The sequence below is a fragment of the Sphingorhabdus lacus genome (genome assembly GCF_009768975.1).
Lineage (GTDB): Bacteria > Pseudomonadota > Alphaproteobacteria > Sphingomonadales > Sphingomonadaceae > Sphingorhabdus_B > Sphingorhabdus_B lacus.
The window spans coordinates 2,758,376-2,777,041 of record NZ_CP035733.1; the positions used below are offsets into that span (position 1 = coordinate 2,758,376).

Annotated in this window: 16 protein-coding genes; 9 read left to right on the forward strand and 7 right to left on the reverse strand. The window is 59.6% G+C overall.

Annotated elements, in window-relative coordinates; all coding sequences use genetic code 11:
- The first annotated feature begins 135 nt into the window (after positions 1-135).
- On the forward strand, positions 136-816 hold the full coding sequence (locus EUU25_RS13040; protein ID WP_158901628.1) for a crotonase/enoyl-CoA hydratase family protein: 681 nt from the start codon (positions 136-138) through the stop codon (positions 814-816).
- A 476-nt stretch (positions 817-1,292) separates the two neighbouring features.
- On the opposite strand, the gene EUU25_RS13045 is transcribed toward EUU25_RS13040, so the two are convergent.
- Entirely contained in the window at positions 1,293-3,101 is a 1,809-nt protein-coding gene (locus tag EUU25_RS13045) for an aminopeptidase P family protein (protein WP_158901630.1), read from the reverse strand.
- Positions 3,102-3,227: 126 nt separating this feature from the next.
- On the opposite strand from EUU25_RS13045, the gene EUU25_RS13050 reads away from it, so the two are divergent.
- Complete coding sequence (locus EUU25_RS13050) at positions 3,228-5,312, forward strand: S9 family peptidase (protein WP_158903414.1); 2,085 nt, start codon at positions 3,228-3,230, stop codon at positions 5,310-5,312.
- Positions 5,309-5,719: an acyl-CoA thioesterase gene (locus EUU25_RS13055; RefSeq protein ID WP_158901632.1), complete on the forward strand. Its 411-nt coding sequence runs from the start codon at positions 5,309-5,311 to the stop codon at positions 5,717-5,719. Before EUU25_RS13050 ends, EUU25_RS13055 begins: the two co-directional genes overlap by 4 nt.
- Here the strand turns inward: EUU25_RS13055 and EUU25_RS13060 are convergent.
- The 5 genes from EUU25_RS13060 to EUU25_RS13080 all read right to left on the reverse strand — a co-directional run bounded on the left by EUU25_RS13060 (position 5,701) and on the right by EUU25_RS13080 (position 10,177).
- A complete protein-coding gene (locus EUU25_RS13060) occupies positions 5,701-6,447 on the reverse strand; it encodes a proteasome-type protease (RefSeq protein WP_158901633.1) in 747 nt (248 codons plus the stop codon). The two genes, EUU25_RS13055 and EUU25_RS13060, sit on opposite strands and share 19 nt — an antisense overlap.
- Before the next feature lie 37 nt (positions 6,448-6,484).
- Positions 6,485-7,285, reverse strand: coding sequence for a transglutaminase family protein (locus tag EUU25_RS13065; protein WP_158901635.1), 801 nt, complete (start codon positions 7,283-7,285; stop codon positions 6,485-6,487).
- A complete protein-coding gene (locus EUU25_RS13070; protein WP_158901637.1) occupies positions 7,285-8,226 on the reverse strand; it encodes an alpha-E domain-containing protein in 942 nt (313 codons plus the stop codon). Before EUU25_RS13070 ends, EUU25_RS13065 begins: the two co-directional genes overlap by 1 nt.
- A gap of 3 nt (positions 8,227-8,229) precedes the next feature.
- Positions 8,230-9,660 carry a circularly permuted type 2 ATP-grasp protein gene (locus EUU25_RS13075; protein WP_158901639.1) on the reverse strand — a complete coding sequence of 477 codons (1,431 nt, stop codon included), beginning with the start codon at positions 9,658-9,660 and terminating at the stop codon, positions 8,230-8,232.
- Between the two features lie 352 nt (positions 9,661-10,012).
- Positions 10,013-10,177, reverse strand: a complete 165-nt coding sequence (locus EUU25_RS13080) for a DUF1674 domain-containing protein (RefSeq protein WP_158901641.1) — start codon at positions 10,175-10,177, stop codon at positions 10,013-10,015.
- Positions 10,178-10,242: 65 nt separating this feature from the next.
- Between EUU25_RS13080 and htpX the strand changes: the two genes are divergently transcribed.
- The 6 genes from htpX to purH all read left to right on the forward strand — a co-directional run bounded on the left by htpX (position 10,243) and on the right by purH (position 17,043).
- Positions 10,243-11,127 (forward strand): zinc metalloprotease HtpX, encoded by an 885-nt coding sequence (htpX, locus tag EUU25_RS13085; protein WP_158901643.1) that lies wholly within the window; start codon positions 10,243-10,245, stop codon positions 11,125-11,127.
- A 73-nt stretch (positions 11,128-11,200) separates the two neighbouring features.
- Positions 11,201-12,472: an RsmB/NOP family class I SAM-dependent RNA methyltransferase gene (locus tag EUU25_RS13090; protein WP_158901644.1), complete on the forward strand. Its 1,272-nt coding sequence runs from the start codon at positions 11,201-11,203 to the stop codon at positions 12,470-12,472.
- Between the two features lie 5 nt (positions 12,473-12,477).
- Positions 12,478-13,011: a GNAT family N-acetyltransferase gene (locus EUU25_RS13095; RefSeq protein ID WP_158901645.1), complete on the forward strand. Its 534-nt coding sequence runs from the start codon at positions 12,478-12,480 to the stop codon at positions 13,009-13,011.
- A 60-nt stretch (positions 13,012-13,071) separates the two neighbouring features.
- Positions 13,072-13,734, forward strand: a complete 663-nt coding sequence (gene rpe, locus EUU25_RS13100; RefSeq protein WP_158901647.1) for a ribulose-phosphate 3-epimerase — start codon at positions 13,072-13,074, stop codon at positions 13,732-13,734.
- A complete protein-coding gene (locus EUU25_RS13105) occupies positions 13,731-15,449 on the forward strand; it encodes a heparinase II/III family protein (protein ID WP_158901649.1) in 1,719 nt (572 codons plus the stop codon). Before rpe ends, EUU25_RS13105 begins: the two co-directional genes overlap by 4 nt.
- Positions 15,450-15,453: 4 nt before the next feature.
- Positions 15,454-17,043 carry a bifunctional phosphoribosylaminoimidazolecarboxamide formyltransferase/IMP cyclohydrolase gene (purH, locus tag EUU25_RS13110; protein ID WP_158901651.1) on the forward strand — a complete coding sequence of 530 codons (1,590 nt, stop codon included), beginning with the start codon at positions 15,454-15,456 and terminating at the stop codon, positions 17,041-17,043.
- A 75-nt stretch (positions 17,044-17,118) separates the two neighbouring features.
- Here the strand turns inward: purH and EUU25_RS13115 are convergent, their stop codons facing one another.
- Complete coding sequence (locus EUU25_RS13115; RefSeq protein WP_158901653.1) at positions 17,119-18,660, reverse strand: DEAD/DEAH box helicase; 1,542 nt, start codon at positions 18,658-18,660, stop codon at positions 17,119-17,121.
- Positions 18,661-18,666 lie beyond the last annotated feature (6 nt).

The window sequence follows — 18,666 nt, forward strand, 5'->3', positions numbered from 1 at the left end:
GGCTGATATTAGCGGGTGCCGTCCCGAACGCCACACCAAAAGAATCGCACGCGCACGGTGCGACTATCAATAGCGCTTGACGTTTACGTAAACTGCGAGTTTAATCGGGTGGTTAAAGCCTGAGGGAGAAAAGCCATGTCCGCCACTGTCGAAATCGCCAATGATATTGCCCTGATCCGGATGGATGATGGCAAGGCGAACGCGATCAATTTCGACATGATCGCGGCGGTCAATAGTGCGCTCGACAAGGCAGAGGCGGAGGCAAAGGCAATCGTTCTCGCGGGACGCGAAGGCCGTTTTTCCGGCGGGTTCGACCTCAATGCCTTTGCGACGCTCGGCGCCGATGGAGTGTATAAATTACTGGACGCAGGCGCCGAACTTTTGCTTCGCCTTTATGGCGGACCTTTGCCAGTCGTGGCGGCCTGCACCGGCCATGCGATCGCGATGGGGACATTTTTGCTCCATGCCTGCGACACCCGCGTCGGTGCATCGGGCGCGTTCAAGATCGGCGCGAATGAAGCGGTAACCGGGATGCAGCTTCCCATTTTTGCGATGGAACTCGCGCGCGACCGGCTGAATCCCACCCATATGACCCGCGCGATGATTCAGGGTTTCATCTATGATCCTGCCGGCGCGTTGGAAGCCGGCTATCTCGACATGCTCGTTGATCTGGAAAAGGTGGAGGCGACCGCTCTGGCCGTGGCCGGACAATTGGCGCAGCTCCCCGCACCATCCTATGCCTGGAACAAGAAATCGATCCGCAAGACGACGCTCGACCGGATCCGGTCCAGCATCGGGGCGCATCACAAGCTTTGAAATCCAACTAGTTCCGGGCGGACAGGGCACAACCCCTCACCAACTTCGCCACATTCGCTGCGCTCATAAGGCTGTATCCTTTCCCAAGGGGAGAGGGGGCGTTCATCCGACATCTGATCACAACATCTGTCACCCTGAACTTGTTTCAGGGTCTTAGTAATGCGACTTGGAAACTAAGACCCTGAAACAAGTTCAGGGTGACGGGTGCGAGAATATGGCTCAAATACACTCTATCTGGAGTCAGGCAATTCCAGCCTCTGCGAACTTTGCGCTCTCTGCGTGAACCAAGAACGGACGCGTACAAGGTTCACGCAGAGTGCGCGGAGAACGCGGAGGCGGCAGCAATCAGCCTAAACCCCCTCTCCCCTTGGGAGAGGCAGCGAGACTTGCGATCTGTGATCGCTAGTCGCAGCGGTGAGGGGTTGTGCGCTAACGATAACGCGCTCCCTATCACCACCTTCCTGGAGGAGCGGGTATTATCCCTTAGCCAAGGGTGCGCAGGCTTTGGTTGCCCATGCGAGCGCATCGCCGTCCAACTGCGGTGCGACGATTTCCAGAACTTTGGCATGGTAATCATCCCACCACCGCAATTCGTCGCGGGTGAGAAGGCTGGTGTCGACCAAGGCTTTGTCAATCGGCGCGAAGGTGAGGGTTTCGAATCCGAAATAGCGCCCCTCTGCGCAAGCGATTTCCCGCTCTTCCACCAAAATGAGATTCTCGATCCGGATGCCAAATTCACCTTGCTTGTAATAGCCGGGCTCATTCGACAAAATCATGCCCGCTTGCAACGGCTCATCCGTTCCGGCCTGTCCGCCGGAGAATTTGCCGATGCGTTGCGGGCCTTCGTGCACGGCAAGGAAGCTGCCCACGCCATGGCCGGTGCCATGGGCGTAATCGACGCCTGCCTGCCACAGCGCCGCGCGCGCCAATGTGTCGAGTTGCGCCCCGCGCGTGCCTTCCGGAAAGACGGCAAGCGCAAGCGCGATATGGCCCTTGAGAACGCGGGTGTAGCGGTCCTTCATTTCTGCTGTCGGCTCGCCCGGCCCGACCCAGATGGTGCGGGTGACGTCGGTGGTCCCGTCCAGATATTGACCGCCGCTGTCGACCAGATAGATGCTGTTGGGGTCAATACGCCGGTTCGATTTCTCTTCGACCTTATAATGCGGGCTGGCTCCATTTGGTCCGGCGGCCGAGATGGTATCGAAGCTCAGATCCTTTAGCATGCCGGTCGCCTCGCGGAAGGCGCGGAGCTGGGCCGCAGCCGACAATTCCGTCAGTTCGCCCTTATGCGCCTCTTGGGCGAGCCAGTGCAGATAGCGGCTCAAGGCCGCGCCATCGCGTGCTTGCGCTGCGCGATGGCCATCCTGCTCGACAGGGTTTTTGATGGCCTTGGGCAAGATGGTGGGATCGCGCGCCTCCACGATCGTGGCGCCGCCATCTTTCAGTGCGCCGAAAATAGCGGCGACGGCGCGATCGGGATCGACGGCTATACGCTTGCCATTCATGGCCTTGAGCGCGGGAACAAATTCCTCCGGTGTCCGCAACCGGACCGCGTTGCCAAGATGGGCTTGCACCGCCTCGTCCACTTTTTCCGGTGCGACAAACAGGTCCGCTGTGCCGTCGGCATGCGCGAGCACAAAGCTCAGCGCAACAGGTGTGTTCGACACGTCTGACCCGCGCACATTCAGCAGCCATGCGACCGAATCCAGTGCCGAGATCACCGTGCTGTCCACGCCATTTTCGGCCAGCCACTCCGCCACCGCCGCGCGTTTTTCCGCGCTGTTCTGGCCGGCATAGCGGTCCTCATGTACCATCAGCTTGGCGTCGCTTTTCTCCGGTTGGTCGGCCCATACCGCATCAATCGGATTGCTTTTGACAGCGACCAGTTCGGCGCCCTTGGCTTTGAGTGCACGGCTGGCGCTCTCGACCCAGCCTTTGGTATGAACCCATGGGTCATAGCCGATACGGGCGCCCGCCGGTGCATGTTCCTTCAGCCAGTCCGAAATGCTGGTTTGCGGCACCCCGACATATTGCCAATTCTGTCCGTCGACCTGTTCGCGCACCTGCAGCGTATACCGACCGTCGGTGAAGATGGCTGCTTCCTCGCTCAGCACAACGGCCGATCCTGCCGACCCGCCAAAGCCCGTCAACCATCCCAGACGCTGCGCATAGTCGCCGACATATTCGGACATATGTTCATCGCAGATCGGCACGACAAAGCCGTCGAGCTGGTCTTTCTTCAATTGCGCGCGCAAGGCGCCTAGGCGGGCTTCATAGGTGGACATATCGGACTTCCGTTCATATGGTTACACCACCCCTATAAGCGAGGAAGTCTTCTCATGAAAGCGTTGCTCCCCCTGTTTGTCATGATTGGCGCACTCTCTTCGCCTGTATTTGCCCAGAAAGAAAATATGACCGAAAAATCCGCCGCCGAAATCAAGCCGCCTGTCGCGGCCACGCGTCCGCACAGCGCAACCTATCATGGCGTGACGCTGACCGACGACTATTACTGGCTCAAGGATCAAAGCTATCCCACCATCGATGACGCGGAAATATTGGAGCATCTGAAGGCCGAGAACGCCTATTTCGACGCGCAGATGGCCCCACAGGCCGCGCTCACTGAAACCATTTTTCAGGAGATGAAGGGCCGCGTCAAAGAAGATGACAGTTCAGTCCCGCAAAAGGATGGCGACTATATCTACTGGTCCAAATTTGAAGAAGGCGCGCAATATCGCAAGCATTACCGCAAGCCCGTTGCAGGTGGACCGGACCAGTTGATTCTGGACGAAAACGAGCTCGCCAAGGGCAAGGATTATTTCCGCCTTGGCGCCGCCGAAGTGAGCCCCGACGGTACAATTCTTGCCTATGCCTATGACGACAACGGTTCCGAACGGTTCGACCTGCACTTCCGGAATCTGGCGACAGGCGAAAATCTGAAGGATGTGATTCCCGGCACCTTGTCGGGTATCGTCTGGTCATCCGACAGCAAGGGTGTGGTCTATGGCCTCGCCAATGAAAACTGGCGCACGGACAATGCCTGGTATCACCGCTTGGGCGAAGAACTGACGGCGGCCAAGCTGCTGTACAAGGAACAGGATATCGGCTTTGGCGTTGGCGTCGGACTGACCGCGCAAGAAGACTGGATCGTCATTGCAACGGGCGACAATGTGACCAGCGAAGTCCGTCTGGTTCCCGCCAACAACCCCACGGCAACGCCCATCATGATTTCCCCGCGCAAGGTCGGCCGCCAGTATAGCGTCGATGTGCGTGACGGCATGCTCTACATCCTGACCAACGACGACCATGTGAATTTCCGCATAGCGACCGCGAGCCTGAAAAAGCCCGGAGAGTGGGAGACACTGATTGGCGGGTCGGACAGGCATTATTTGACGGGACTTGCGCTGTTCAAGAATTTCTACGTCACAGAAGGGCGGATCGATGGCCTCGATCAGGTCGAAATTCGCGATTATGCGGATGCGAAAAAGATCCAGCCCATCACCTTCCCCGAGGCAAGCTATGAAGCCGGGCTTGGCGACAATCCCGAATATGATGTGACGAAATTGCGCCTCGGCTATGAATCGATGGTCACGCCCGATACGGTATTTGACTATCATATCGCTGAAAAACGGCTCGAAACGCTGAAGGTTCAGGAAATTCCGAGTGGCTATGATCCGGCCCAATATGTGACCGAGCGCGTCATGATCACCGCACGCGACGGAACGAAGGTTCCGGTGTCGGTGCTCTACAAAAAGGGCTTCAAGAAAGATGGCAGCCAGCCGCTGCATCTCTATGCCTATGGCGCTTATGGCTATGCTGTGCCGCCGGGTTTCTCGGCCAACCGGCTCAGCATGGTGGACCGCGGCTTTGCCTATGCCATCGCGCATATTCGCGGCGGCGATGATTTGGGCTACCAATGGTATCTCGACGGAAAGCTGACCAAGCGGACCAACACCTTCAACGATTTTGTCGACGCGGCAAAGGGCCTGATCCAGTTGGGCTTCACCGGCAAGGGCAAGGTAACCGCCAGCGGTGGCTCGGCGGGCGGCGAACTGATGGGTGCGGTGGTCAATCAGGCGCCTGAATTATTTGGCGCGGTGGTCAGCCATGTTGCCTTTGTCGACGTGCTCAACACGATGCTCGACAAGGACCTGCCGCTGACGCCGGGCGAGTGGCCCGAATGGGGCAATCCGATCACCGACAAGGCTGCGTTCGACTATATCCGCAGCTATTCGCCTTACGACAATGTCGAAGCAAAGGCCTATCCGCCCATGTTGTGGACGGCGGGCCTCAATGACCCGCGCGTGACCTATTGGGAACCTGCGAAAATGGTCGCCAAGCTGCGCGCGATGAAGACCGACGACCATGTGCTTTTGCTCAAGACCAATATGGGCGCAGGGCATGGCGGCAAGTCGGGGCGCTTTGAACGCTTACGTGAAAATGCGGAGGAAGCGGCCTTCCTTCTGTGGCAGATGGGGATGGCCAAAAGCGGATCATGACGCCCTTCGCGCAAAGCTTTACCGCTATCCCCGCCGACATTGACGAGCTTGGCCATGTCAACAATGCGGTGTGGGTGCGGTGGATTCAGGATATGGCGACCTCGCACTGGCAGGCGGTTGCCGCGCCCGAGCATATCGCGGCCTATATCTGGGTCGTGACCCGGCACGAGATCGACTATCGCGGTAACATTGCTGCAGGCGAAAGCGTCACGGGCCGGACATGGATCGAGAGCAGCCCAAAGGGTGCGCAATTTGACCGGCGGGTCGATTTTGTCGATGCGGCCGGGAAAGTTATCGTGCGGGCCAATACCACCTGGGCGATGATTGACCGCGAAAGCGGAAGGCTGGCCCGTGTACGACCGGAAATCGCCGCACCCTTTATCGGCGATCAGGCGTCCAGCTCATAATCCGGTAGCGAATGGAACGCGTTGCGTAGCGCCTCGCTCCAGCTGTCGGAGATTTTCTCGAAATAAGGGTCATCGGCGGTGATGCGGCGTTCGTGGAACGGTGCAAAGTCGTCGTTGCGGTAGAGCATCAGGTCCAGCGGCAGACCCACCGACAGGTTTGCCTTCAACGTGGAATCGAACGACACCATCAGCAGCTTGGTGATGTCGGCAAAGGACATGTGCGATTCAAATCCGCGCACCAATATGGGTCGGCCATATTTGGTTTCGCCGATCTGGAAAAAGGGCGTTTCGGGGCTCGCCTCGATGAAGTTGCCCTCGGGGTAGATGAGGTAGAGGCGCGGCTCCATGCCCGCGATCTGGCCGCCGACGATGACACTGGCGTTGAAATTGGGGGCAGGGCTGGCCGCGACGGGTCCGGTGAGGGCCCGCGCGGCGATCGTGTCGCGCAGGGTGGTGCCAATGATATTGGCCACCTGGAACATGGTCGGCGCTTCCAATATCGACGGCTTGCGCTCGCTCGGGGCCTTGGTGCGTTCTTCCAGCTGGCTGATCAGCGCCTGTGTGGTGGCGAGGTTGCCCGCGGTCATCATGGTGATGAAACGTTCACCGGGGACGGACCAGCTGAACATCTTGCGGAAGGTCGATATGTTGTCGACACCCGAATTGGTGCGCGTGTCGGACATGAACGCCATGCCCTTATCCAGCAACATTCCCACGCAATATGTCATTATCCGAAAAGTCCCCCGACCCTTGATATTGATTCGCTTACTGTTCCACCCGCAAGCTGACAACCATGCTTTTATCCCGCGCGCCAAAGGACATGCCCGATATGGGCGCGGCGTCGCGATAGTCGAAGCCGGTGGCGACGCGGACATAGCGGCCATCGGGGCTGATGCCGTTCGAGATATCGAACCCGACCCAGCCAATCGCATCGACATGCGCCTCGGCCCAGGCATGGCTTGCGGACTGTTCCACCTGCCCGTCCATCATCAGATATCCCGACACATAGCGTGCAGGAATGCCCATGGACCGGCAGGCGGCGATGAAGATATGGGCGTGGTCCTGACACACCCCTGCCCCTGCGGCGATGGCATTTTCCGCGCTGCTGTCCACACCCGTCGCCCCGCCCTGATAGGTGACCGAGCCCAGGATATGCGCGGATAACTGATGCAGCAAAGCGAGCTTGTCCGACTGTTCGCGGTCGACACCGGCCACCAGCTTTTGCACTCCCCGCCCCGCCGTGGTCAGCTTTGTAGGCCGGCAATAGGCCCAGAGCGGCACATGGCTGCGGTGGCGGCCCAATATGCCGTGGTTGTCGGTGGTTTCGACCTGGCCATGGCAGCTGATGGTGATGGACGTTCGGCCTTCTTCCACCGAGATCAGCGTCACATGATTGTTGTGCGGGTCATCATGCTCGGCCTCGACCTTGCCGCCGTCGACGGTCAGGGTCCAGCCGATGATCTGCTGCCCCGCCCCGTCTTTGGGACGCAGCTTCAGCCGTTGCAGCGCGTAATGGACCGGCTGGTCAAACTGATATTCGGTGAGGTGGTGGATGGACAAAAGCATCAGGAGTTGAACCTATATTCCTGCTCCACCATCGCCGCCAGCCTGCGGTTCTGCGTCAGAAAATCAACCAGAAATTCATGCAGTCCATCTTCCAGTATCGAGGCGGCGGTCATGGACGCGAACCCGGCATAGATGCGTTCGGCTTCGGTCAGGCTGTCCGACTGGACGCCGTAGGACATGGCAAGGTGGCGCAGATTGTCGGTCAGCTTGCCATAGCAGAAGGCAAGGCTGCGCGGGAAACGGCGGTCGAGAATGAGAAAGTCGGCAATGCCGAGCGCGCTTGCCCGGCCGGGGTAAAGCCAACGGTAGGCGCTATAGGCCGAGGTCGACCGCAGGATCGTTTCCCACTGGATATTGTCGAGCGAGGAACCGACAAAGGATACCGACGGCAAAAGCACATAATATTTGACGTCAAGAAGTCGCGCCATGCTGTCCGCACGCTCGATAAAGTTGCCGACGCGGCTGAAATTATACCCGTCGTTTCGCAACATCGTATTTTCCAGCGCACCGCGCACCTGCGCCGTCTGCCGTTCGATCAGGTCGATTGTCGCGGGAAGTTCGGCCTCGCGCACTTGCCGTTTCAGGGCGTCATTGACGCAGATCCAGCATTCGTTGACGGCTTCCCACAATTCACGGGTTATCGCGGTGCGGGTGGTCCGCGCATTCTGCCGCGCGCTGTCGATCAGGTTGCGCAAATTGCCGGGGTTGGCCTTGTCGCGCAGCAGATAGTCGACGACCTGCGCCGCGTTATATTCCTCATGATTGGCGCGATAGGCGGCATCCATGCCCAGCGCCGAGAGGATGGAGCGCCATTCGTCCTGTCGACCACGGTTGCGGGTCAGGGTAAAGCGGTGTCCGGTCTCGATCAGACGTGCAATATTCTCCGCCCGCTCCAGATAGCGGAACATCCAGAATATACCGGAAGCGGTCTTGCCTAGCATGGCTCAATCATCCTCGATCACCCAGCTATCCTTGGTGCCGCCGCCCTGGCTTGAATTGACCACCAGCGATCCCTTGCGCAGGGCCACGCGGGTCAGGCCACCGGGCGTGATGTCGATCTTGTCGGGTGATACCAGCACGAAAGGCCGCAGGTCCACATGGCGTGGGGCAAGGCCGCTGTTGGCGAAAATGGGGATGGTCGACAGGGCGAGCGTCGGTTGCGCAATATAATTGGCCGGTTTGGCCTTCAGTTTTGCCGTAAAGGCAGCCAACTCCTTCTTGCTGGCCGCAGGCCCGATCAACATGCCGTATCCGCCCGATCCATGCACTTCCTTGACGACCAGTTCGGACAGATGGTCGAGCACATAGGCAAGGGAATCAGGTTCTGAACACCGCCAGGTATCGACATTTTTCAAAATGGGTTTTTCGCCGGTATAAAATTCGACGATGTCGGGCATGTAGCTGTAAATCGCCTTGTCGTCCGCGATCCCTGTGCCGGGAGCATTGGCGATGGTGATCTTGCCCGCCCGGTAAAGGTCGAAAACACCTGGTATACCGAGCACCGAATCCGGCTTGAAAATCAACGGATCGAGATAATCATCATCGAGCCGCCGGTAGAGCACATCGATCGGCTGGTAACCCCGGGTCGTCCGCATGGCGACCCGGCCGTTGACGATACGGATGTCGTGGCCTTCGACCAGTTCAGCGCCCATCTGGTCCGCCAGAAAGGCATGTTCGAAATAGGCGCTGTTATGGATACCGGGCGTCAGCACCGCGACAACAGGATCGCCGGTGCAGGCCGGCGGCGCGACGCGGCTGAGCGAGGCGCGCAGGTTTTTGGGGTAATCGCTGACGTTACGGACGCGGATGGTGCTGAACAGTTCGGGAAACATGTTCATCATCGTTTCGCGGTTTTCGAGCATGTAGGACACGCCCGACGGGGTGCGGGCGTTGTCTTCCAGCACCATGAATTCATCCGGCCCGGTGCGCACAAGGTCGATGCCGACGATATGGGTGTAAACCCCGCCCGGGGGTGTGAAGCCAATCATCTGCGATACAAAGGCTTCGTTCTTGACCAGCAAATCAATCGGCAAGCGACCGGCGCGGACGATTTCCTGCCGGTGGTAGATATCCTGCAAAAAGGCATTGATGGCGCGGACACGCTGTTCGATTCCGCGCGATAATTTGGTCCATTGCCGAGCCGTGACGATGCGCGGGATGATGTCGAACGGGATCAGCCGTTCTTCGGCCTCGTCATCGCCATAGACTGCAAAGGTGATACCTGTGCGGCGGAAAAACTCCTCCGCATCGCGGGCCTTTTGCTTCAAATGGGTGCTGTCCTGCTCGGTGAACCATTTATGATAGGCTGCATAAGCCGCGCGCGGCGTGCCGTCCTCATTTAGCATTTCATCAAAGCAGGGCGGTTTAGATACCATTGTCTGGGGTCAGGACCTGCTCAATGCGCTTGCGAGGTTTGAGGCCATTTTGCTCAGGGCAAGGAAGGAAGCCGCGGGGATATAGACATATCTCAAGGCTTTCTGACGCAGCCATGGGCAAAATGGGTCAAATCCTTCGGACGTCAAAATGGCTTTGATCTCGAACCAAAACACGCTTGCAGGCAGAATAACTGCCTGACGTCGCGCATTTTGGTCCGATATCTTTGCCATTTTGACGCCTCGCAAGTGCATTGAGCAGGTCCTGACCCCATGTCTGCACAAAAATAATGCAGAGAACAAGTAACTTCGCACATGCACAAATTTTGGGCAGATTTCGACCCGATGGCGCGGTTCAGAAGTCGATGGCGACGCCCTTAAGTTCCCAATCGCCATAGCGCACAGGGTCTGGCCGTTCCGAATCCGGCTCCGGCTCCCGTGCGACGGCTTTGGGTTCGGGCACCGGCGGGCTTTTCGACAGATAAGCGGGCGCTTTCACATGGGGTGGGCGCTGGCCCATGGCGGATGCTCCTTGAAGGATTTTCGGATAGTTCCCACATTGGGTGCAACAGGAGTATTTGCAAGATGAACATGCTCAAAACCACAATGTTACTGGCCGGACTGACCGCGCTGTTCATGGCGCTGGGCTATATGCTGGGCGGATCGGGCGGCGCGATGATTGCGCTCCTCGTCGCATTCGGCATGAATATTTTCACCTTCTGGAACGCCGACAAGATCGTATTGCGGATGCACGACGCACGCGAGGTCGACATAAATAGCGCGCCGGAATTTTACAGCATGGTGCGCAAATTGGCGCAGCGGGCCGAACTCCCCATGCCCAAAGTATATATCATCGACAGCCCCCATCCCAATGCGTTCGCGACCGGACGCAATCCGGAAAATGCGGCAGTTGCCGCCACCACAGGCCTGATGAACATGCTCGACCGGGATGAGGTCGAAGGGGTTATGGCGCACGAACTGGCGCATGTGAAAAACCGCGACACGTTGATCATGACCATGGTCGCAACAATTGCAGGGGCTATCTCGATGCTCGCCAATTTCGGACTGTTCTTCCGCAGCGGCGATGATCGCAGCGGTGGTTTGGCGGCTCTGGCTGCTGTGCTCGTGGCTCCCTTTGCTGCCATGATTGTACAGATGGCGATCAGCCGCACGCGCGAATATGGTGCCGACCGCGGCGGGGCGGAAATTTCGGGCAATCCGATGGCGCTGGCCTCTGCCCTCGCCAAAATTTCGGGTGCCGCGCAGGCAATCCGCAATCCTGTGAGTGAAGCCAATCCGTCGGCGGCGCAGCTTTACATTGTGCCCACGCAAGTGTCGGAGCTTTTCTCGACCCATCCGGCGACGGAAAACCGGATTGCCGCCTTGCAGGATCTGGCGGGTGAAATTCGCACCGGCGAAATGCCACCAAAGCCACGCCGCAGCGCACTCGATCCCTTGGGCCGCGAATAAGGACCGCCGTTAGCCAAGGCCGGGAAAGGACAATCTGATTGAGGTTCGTCGGGCGACGGCCTAACGGGCGTTCATGAACGAAGAAATTTCCGGCCTTCCCACCCGCCGCGCTGCCTTGCGCCTGCTTGATGCGGTTATGCGCATGGGCACGCCCATGGACCAGGCAACGGCGAATGCGACCAAGGGCCTCTCGCCGCCAGACCGCGCCTTGGCAATCGCCATTGCACAGGAAAGCCTGCGATGGTCGGTCGATCTTGATATCCTGATCGACAGCAAGACGAAGCAGGCGCTGCCCGACGATAGCAAGGCGCGCATGGTTTTGCGGCTGGCACTGGCGCAGATTTTGCGGCTCGGCACGCCGCCCCATGCCGTGATCGCAACGGCCCTGCCACTGGTCGACAAAGGCCCCCGCCGTTTGGTGCATGGCGTGCTGGGATCCTTGTTGCGGGCCAATGCGGCCCTACCCGAACTGCCGTCCTTGCCCGAATCCGTTATGATGCGGTGGCATCCGGCATGGGGCGACGACATGGTTGCAGGCGCGCAAGCCGCCCTGTCGGAACCACCACCACTGGATCTTGCGTTGCGCGATCCCGCATCGACCGCGCATTGGGCCGAGATATTGGGCGGGGAAAGCCTGATGCCGGGCCATGTCCGTCTGCCGCGCGGCACGGCGGTGGAAGAATTGCAGGGCTATGATGAAGGCGCGTGGTGGGTACAGGATCTGGCCGCAAGCCTGCCCGGACGGCTTCTGGGCAATGGTTCGGACAAGCGGGCGCTTGATCTGTGTGCCGCACCGGGTGGCAAGACGATGCAGCTTTCGGCTGCCGGCTTTACCGTCACCGCGCTGGACAACAGCGCGCGTCGTATGGACCGGTTGATGGCCAATCTGGAACGAACACAGCTCAACGCCGATCGGGTCACGGCCGACGTGATGGAATGGGAGCCTTCGGGCACATATGATGCCATTTTGCTCGACGCGCCGTGCAGCGCGACCGGCACCATGCGCCGCCATCCCGATGTATTGCAGCGTATCGATATCAAGCAGATCAACAATCTGGCCGCGCTGCAATGCGCTATGCTCGATCGCGCGGCGGCCTGGGTCAAACCCGGCGGCATGCTGGTCTATGCCACCTGTTCGCTGGAGCCGCAGGAAGGCGAGGCGCAGGCGGAGTTGTTTCTGTCCAAACATCCCGATTTTTCGTCCCTCCCCGCGACCGAAGGCGAACTACCCCAAGGGGTCACGGCCAATGCGCAGGGTGATGTCCGGACCATGCCGCACATGCTTGCAGACAAGGGCGGTATGGACGGATTTTTCATTGCGCGGTTCATTCGAAAGGGTGCCTGAAATTTATGATTGCACCAACGCTGACAACCGAACGGCTCCGCATCGAACCCATGGCGCTGTCGCATTGGGAGGCATATGCCGCCGCATGGGCCGATCCACGCATGACCGAATTTATCGGCGGCGATCCGCGAAACCGAAACACCAGTTGGGGTAAATTTTTGGGCGGGATCGGGCTATGGTCCCTTCTGGGCTATGGCTATTGGTCATTTGTAGAGCGCGCGACAGGAGCTTTTGTGGGGAATGGCGGTCTTGCGAGCTTTGAGCGTGGCCTGCCCGAGCTGGTGGACTATCCCGAAGCTGGCTGGGCATTTGTTCCCGACGCATGGGGTAAGGGATATGCGACCGAAGCCCTGACCGCTATTTTGCACTGGGCAGATCACGAAGCGCGCCTCGGCGAAATCCGCTGCATCATAGATCGCGGCAACACTGCATCGCACAATGTCGCGGGCAAGTTGGGTTTCGTCAAATTTGCCGAATCGCACGACGTCATCGGTGACCTGTTCATTTACCGCCGCGAACCGAGTCTCGGTCTGCGATAAGCTGTGCATAACGCAACGGCTCGCCTTGCCGCTGGCGTGTCAGGCCGCTAAGCGCCATTCATGACCCGCGCCATCCGCATTGCGCCTTCCATCCTCTCCGCCGATTTCGCTCGGCTGGGCGATGAAGTGCGCGCGATCGACGCAGCGGGCTGTGACTGGATCCATGTTGACGTGATGGATGGTCATTTCGTGCCGAACATCACCATAGGTCCGGCCGTGGTCAAGGCGCTTCGCCCCCACAGCAGCAAGCCTTTTGACGTGCATCTGATGATTTCGCCGGTCGACCAATATGTGAAAGATTTTGCCGACGCGGGCGCGGATATCATTTCCTTCCACCCCGAAGCCGGCCCGCATCCGCACCGGACGGTGCAGCTGATCAAGTCCCTCGGCAAGCAGGCCGGCGTCGTGTTGAACCCGGCAACACCGGCCAAGATGCTCGACTATTTGATCGACGATGTGGATCTGGTCCTTGTGATGAGCGTGAACCCCGGCTTTGGCGGACAAAGCTTCATCTCCAGCCAGCTGCGCAAGATTGAAGCGATCCGCAAAATGATCGACAAGACAGGCCGTGATATCCGGCTGGAAGTCGATGGCGGTATCACCGTCGAAACCGCGCCGCTGGCCATTGCCGCCGGGGCCGACACGCTCGTCGCGGGGACGGCCACTTTCAAGGGCGGCCCTGACCAATATGCCGCCAACATCCACGCATTGAGGGGTGGATGACGGAAAATGACGCAGGCGGTGAAGGAGTAAGGCAGGCGGCATTGATCGTCAGGCCCACGGGTGTGGGTCAGAATCTTTTCGAACGTCTGTCGTTGCAATTTTACAAACTCACTTGGCGCACGCCCCTGCACAGCGGACGGCTGAAGGGCAAAGTGCCCCTCCGCCTGATTACGGTTCCCGAAGATATATTGAAGGGCGATGCCGCGCGCGGGCAGGCGCTGCGGATGGGCAAATTCTACCATCAGGGGTTTGAGCAGGCGTTTAGCGGGCTCGACTACCAGAAGCTGGCGCTGCCGCCCACCATGACGGACTATATCCACCGTTTCGGCTGGCTGCGCGATCTGGCGGCGGCGACGAACCGCGGCGACGGGGCGCCAATTGCGGCGGCGATTGCGGACGACTGGCTGATCGCCAATGGCATGAAGACGCGCGAGCCTGCTTGGCGCGTGGACAATTGCGCGTGGCGGTTGCTGAACATGGCGGCAGGCTCGCCCCTGTTGCTCAGCAGCAATGATCCGGTTTACCGGTCGCGTGTCATAAACCATTTTGCCCGTGTCGCGCGGCATCTCGACCAGTCGGCCCCGCGTGCGCAAAGCCATTTCACCAAAAGTCTGGGTTGGGCCGGCGTCGTCGCGGCGTCATTGTTGCTGCCCGAAGGCAAGGCGCGGCGGGCTGTTGGGGAAGACGGGCTGGCGGCATCCTTGCAGGCAACGATATTCCCCGATGGCGGGGTGATTTCCCGCTCGCCGGTGCAGTTGATCGAGCTGATCGGTCTGCTGAGCCTGTTGAAACAATGCTATAATGCCCGCAAGGAAATGGTGCCGGCCTTCCTGTCCGATGCGATCGGACGCGCGGTTCCGGCTTTGCTCGGCCTGACGCACGCCGATGGCGGTCTGGGGGCGTGGCAAGGCTCGGCCCATATGGCTGCCGAAAGCATCGAGGCGCTCGTTGCGGCGAGCGAAGTGCGCGCCCGTCCGCACCGTCAGGCGCTGGATTGGGGCTATCAACGGGTATCGGCGGGCAAGTCGGTCCTGCTGCTGGATGCAGGCCCGCCACCTCTGGCGCGGCAATCGGCATCGGGCTGCGCATCGACGCTTGCGTTCGAACTGTCGCACGGGCGCCAGCGGATTATCGTGAATTGTGGCGGGGCGGCCTTGGTCGGTTCGTCAATCCCTGTCGCTCTCGCGCGGGGTTTGCGGACGACAGCGGCGCATTCGACGCTCTGCATCAACGACACAAATTCGACCGCGATCCTTCAGGGCGGGCAATTGGGCAAGGGCGTGGCCGAAGTCGGCCTTGAACGGCGGGACGTCGACAAGGCAACGCGCATCGAGGCGAGCCACGACGGCTATGTGCGCGGCTATGGCTATATCCACTCGCGGCTTTTGATTTTGCGGTCGGACGGCCTCGAACTGCGCGGGGAGGATACGCTGCTGCCCAAGGGGAAGTCAAAGGAAGGCACGCCGGTGCACGTCCGTTTTCACCTTGGTCCCGATATCGAAATCATGCCGACCGAAAACAAACAGACTGCCTTGCTGCGCATGGCAGACGGCAGCAACTGGGCCTTTGCCGCCGCAGGCGGAACGCTGGCGGTCGACGAAAGCCTCTGGGTCGACGAAGAAGGTCGCCCGCATCCCACGCATCAACTTGTGATCGGTGCCGATTCCGGTAAAGGCGGCCTCACCTTCAGCTGGCAATTGCGCCATTTAGGATAAGTACATGGAAGACGTCGTAATCAAACGGGCCCTTTTGTCGGTTTCGGATAAAACCGGCCTTGTCGAATTGGGTCATGCCCTGGCGGCGCGGCATGTCGAGCTGGTGTCGACAGGCGGCACGGCAAAGACCCTGCGCGACGCCGGTCTGGCGGTGAAAGATATCAGCGAATTGACCGGCTTTCCCGAAATGATGGACGGCCGCGTGAAGACCCTGCATCCCAAGGTGCATGGCGGCCTGCTGGCCGTGCGCGACAATCCGGAACATGCGGCGTCGATGAAAGAACATGACATCGGCGCGATCGATCTGGTCGTCGTCAACCTCTACCCCTTTGCACAAACCGTCATGAAGGGCGCAAGCCGCGACGAGATTATCGAAAATATCGATATTGGCGGCCCTTCGATGGTGCGCAGCGCGGCCAAGAACCACGCCTATGTCACCATCGTCACCGACCCTGCCGACTATGACAATCTGGTAGCCGAGCTTGAGGAAAGCAACGGCAAGACCAGCTACGATTTCCGCCGGAAATGCGCGGCCAAGGCCTATTCGGCGACCGCTGCCTATGACAGCATGATCAGCCAGTGGTTCGCCTTTGCCGACCAGCAGCAGCTGTTTCCCGATATGCTGGCGGTCAACGGAAACCGCATCGAAGAATTGCGCTATGGCGAAAACCCGCATCAGCGTGCCGCGCTTTATGTGCCGGTCGGCCCTCATGGTTCCGGAATTGCGCAGGCCGAGCAGGTGCAGGGCAAAGAGCTGTCCTATAATAATTACAACGACGCCGATGCCGCGCTTGAGCTTGTCAGCGAATTTCGTGATGGCCCGCCGACGGTGGTAATCGTCAAGCACGCCAACCCCTGCGGTGTCGCCAGCGGAGACACCCTGATTGACGCCTATCGCGCCGCACTGGAATGCGACAGCATTTCGGCCTTTGGTGGGATCGTCGCGGTCAACCGTCCGCTGGACGGCGCGACAGCCGAGGCCATAACCGAAATCTTCACCGAAGTGGTTGCCGCCCCGTCTGCCGACGATGCGGCCAAGGCGGTGTTCGCGAAGAAAAAGAATCTGCGCCTTCTGCTGACAGGCGATTTGCCCGATCCCAAACGCGGGGGTCTTGCGATCAAGCCGATCACCGGTGGGTTACTGGTCCAGTCGCGGGACAATGGCCATGTCGCGGATAGCGAATTCAAGGTGGTGACCAAGCGCACCCCGACGGCGCAGGAACTGGCCGATTGCCGCTTTGCCTGGACCGTTGCCAAGCATGTCAAATCCAACGCAATTGTCTATGCCAAGGATGGTGCGACTGCGGGCATTGGCGCAGGCCAGATGAACCGGCGCGACAGTGCGCGGATTGCGGCCATAAAGGCGCGCGAAGCTGCTGAAACCTACGGGTGGGAAAGCCCCAGAACCGTTGGCTCTGCGGTCGCATCGGACGCCTTTTTCCCCTTTGCAGACGGCTTGCTTGCGGCGGCTGAAGCGGGGGCGACCGCTGTGATCCAGCCGGGCGGTTCGATGCGCGACGATGAAGTGATTGCGGCCGCAGACGAAGCTGGCCTGGCGATGGTCTTTACGGGCATGCGCCACTTCCGCCACTAAACAGGCGGCGCAAATCTCTGGATAAATGTTGTCCGCCGCCCTGACACTGGTTCAGGACGGCGGGGTAACAGAAGATTATCCGGCGCGCTTTACCGCACCGCGGAATTTACCCGGGCCGGATTTTTTCGGGCCATAGTTGCGGGCCGGTGCACCGGGATCGCGACGGCTTTCCTTGCGGGCAGCAAATGCGCGGTCGGCGGTTGGACGGCGGTCACCCGATGCGGCATTGTCGTTGCGCGGACGGGCATCCGCACCGCCTTCACGACTGCCGTCCTTGGGACCGATGGCCGGTTGCCAGCCACCTTGCGGGGCATGTGTGCGCTGGCGGGTTTCGCCATTGCGTCCGATGCCGCCATTATTCCCACCCAGCTTTTTGCCGGCATAGTTGGTACGACCACCACCGGGTTGTCCGCCACCACGGCCACCACGTGACTGTTGTGGTTTCTTGTCGGCGACGGGCGGCGGCAATGCTGCAACGGCAGCGCGGAAGCCCTCGGGCAAGCCCAAGGTCATGGCGCGTACACCGGTCAGACGTTCAATATCCTTCATATAGCCGCGCTCATCGCCGGCAACGAAGCTCATCGCAACGCCTTCGCGGCCTGCACGTGCGGTCCGGCCAATGCGGTGGACATATTGTTCCGGCACATTGGGCAGTTCGAAGTTGAACACATGGCTGACACCGGGAACATCGATACCGCGTGCGGCGATGTCGGTTGCAACCAGAATCTTGATCTTGCCGTCACGAAACGCCTGAAGCGCTGCGGTACGTTGGCCTTGGCTCTTGTTGCCGTGGATGGCAGCAGCCTGGATACCGGCACCCGCAAGACCGCGTACGACCCGGTCGGCACCATGTTTGGTGCGCGTAAAGACCAGTGCACGGTCAATCTCTTCGCTTTGCAGCTTGAGCGTCAGCAGCGTCTGTTTTTCGCGTTGCTCGACAAAGGTCACAAATTGTTCAACGCGTTCCGCCGTGGTGGCCGCAGGGGCAACCGATACGCGGACAGGGTTATTCAAGAAGCGGTTGCCAAGCTCGGCAATCGCCTTGGGCATCGTGGCCGAGAAAAACAGCGTCTGGCGCTGTTTCGGCAACAATTGATCGATACGCTTCAAGGCATGGATAAAGCCAAGGTCCATCATCTGGTCGGCTTCGTCGAGAACGAAGATTTCGACATCCTTCAGGGTGATCGCGCGCTGTTCGATCAGATCGATCAAACGGCCTGGCGTCGCAACGAGGATATCGACACCGCCTGCAAGACGCTTTTTCTGACTGAAAATCGGCATTCCGCCAAAAACACAATCGATCTTGAGGCCGAGGAATTTGCCATAGGTGCGGAAGCTTTCCGCAATCTGCGCGGCCAGTTCGCGTGTTGGCGAAAGCACAAGCATGCGGCAGCTATATTGCTGGCGCGCCTTGGGCTTGGTTGCAAAATGGTGGAGCGACGGCAACGCAAAGGCTGCGGTCTTGCCGGTTCCGGTCTGCGCGATACCGCACAAATCGCGGCCCTGCAGCAAAGGCGGGATCGATTGCTGCTGGATCGGCGTGGGGGTGTCATATCCCGCCGCTTCGAGCGCTTTCAGGATAGGTTGGGCAAGGCCCAAGTCATGGAAAAAAGACATAAAATT

Excerpts from the sequence above, each read along its gene's own strand:
- EUU25_RS13095 (WP_158901645.1), top strand. The coding sequence starts at position 12,478 with ATGATTGCACCAACGCTGACAACCGAACGGCTCCGCATCGAACCCATG.
- EUU25_RS13045 (WP_158901630.1), bottom strand. The coding sequence starts at position 3,101 with ATGTCCACCTATGAAGCCCGCCTAGGCGCCTTGCGCGCGCAATTGAAG.
- rpe (WP_158901647.1), top strand. The coding sequence starts at position 13,072 with ATGACCCGCGCCATCCGCATTGCGCCTTCCATCCTCTCCGCCGATTTC.
- EUU25_RS13105 (WP_158901649.1), top strand. The coding sequence starts at position 13,731 with ATGACGGAAAATGACGCAGGCGGTGAAGGAGTAAGGCAGGCGGCATTG.
- EUU25_RS13040 (WP_158901628.1), top strand. The coding sequence starts at position 136 with ATGTCCGCCACTGTCGAAATCGCCAATGATATTGCCCTGATCCGGATG.
- EUU25_RS13065 (WP_158901635.1), bottom strand. The coding sequence starts at position 7,285 with ATGCTTTTGTCCATCCACCACCTCACCGAATATCAGTTTGACCAGCCG.
- EUU25_RS13080 (WP_158901641.1), bottom strand. The coding sequence starts at position 10,177 with ATGGGCCAGCGCCCACCCCATGTGAAAGCGCCCGCTTATCTGTCGAAA.
- htpX (WP_158901643.1), top strand. The coding sequence starts at position 10,243 with ATGAACATGCTCAAAACCACAATGTTACTGGCCGGACTGACCGCGCTG.
- EUU25_RS13075 (WP_158901639.1), bottom strand. The coding sequence starts at position 9,660 with ATGGTATCTAAACCGCCCTGCTTTGATGAAATGCTAAATGAGGACGGC.
- EUU25_RS13055 (WP_158901632.1), top strand. The coding sequence starts at position 5,309 with ATGACGCCCTTCGCGCAAAGCTTTACCGCTATCCCCGCCGACATTGAC.
- EUU25_RS13070 (WP_158901637.1), bottom strand. The coding sequence starts at position 8,226 with ATGCTAGGCAAGACCGCTTCCGGTATATTCTGGATGTTCCGCTATCTG.
- EUU25_RS13060 (WP_158901633.1), bottom strand. The coding sequence starts at position 6,447 with ATGACATATTGCGTGGGAATGTTGCTGGATAAGGGCATGGCGTTCATG.
- EUU25_RS13050 (WP_158903414.1), top strand. The coding sequence starts at position 3,228 with ATGACCGAAAAATCCGCCGCCGAAATCAAGCCGCCTGTCGCGGCCACG.
- purH (WP_158901651.1), top strand. The coding sequence starts at position 15,454 with ATGGAAGACGTCGTAATCAAACGGGCCCTTTTGTCGGTTTCGGATAAA.
- EUU25_RS13115 (WP_158901653.1), bottom strand. The coding sequence starts at position 18,660 with ATGTCTTTTTTCCATGACTTGGGCCTTGCCCAACCTATCCTGAAAGCG.
- EUU25_RS13090 (WP_158901644.1), top strand. The coding sequence starts at position 11,201 with ATGAACGAAGAAATTTCCGGCCTTCCCACCCGCCGCGCTGCCTTGCGC.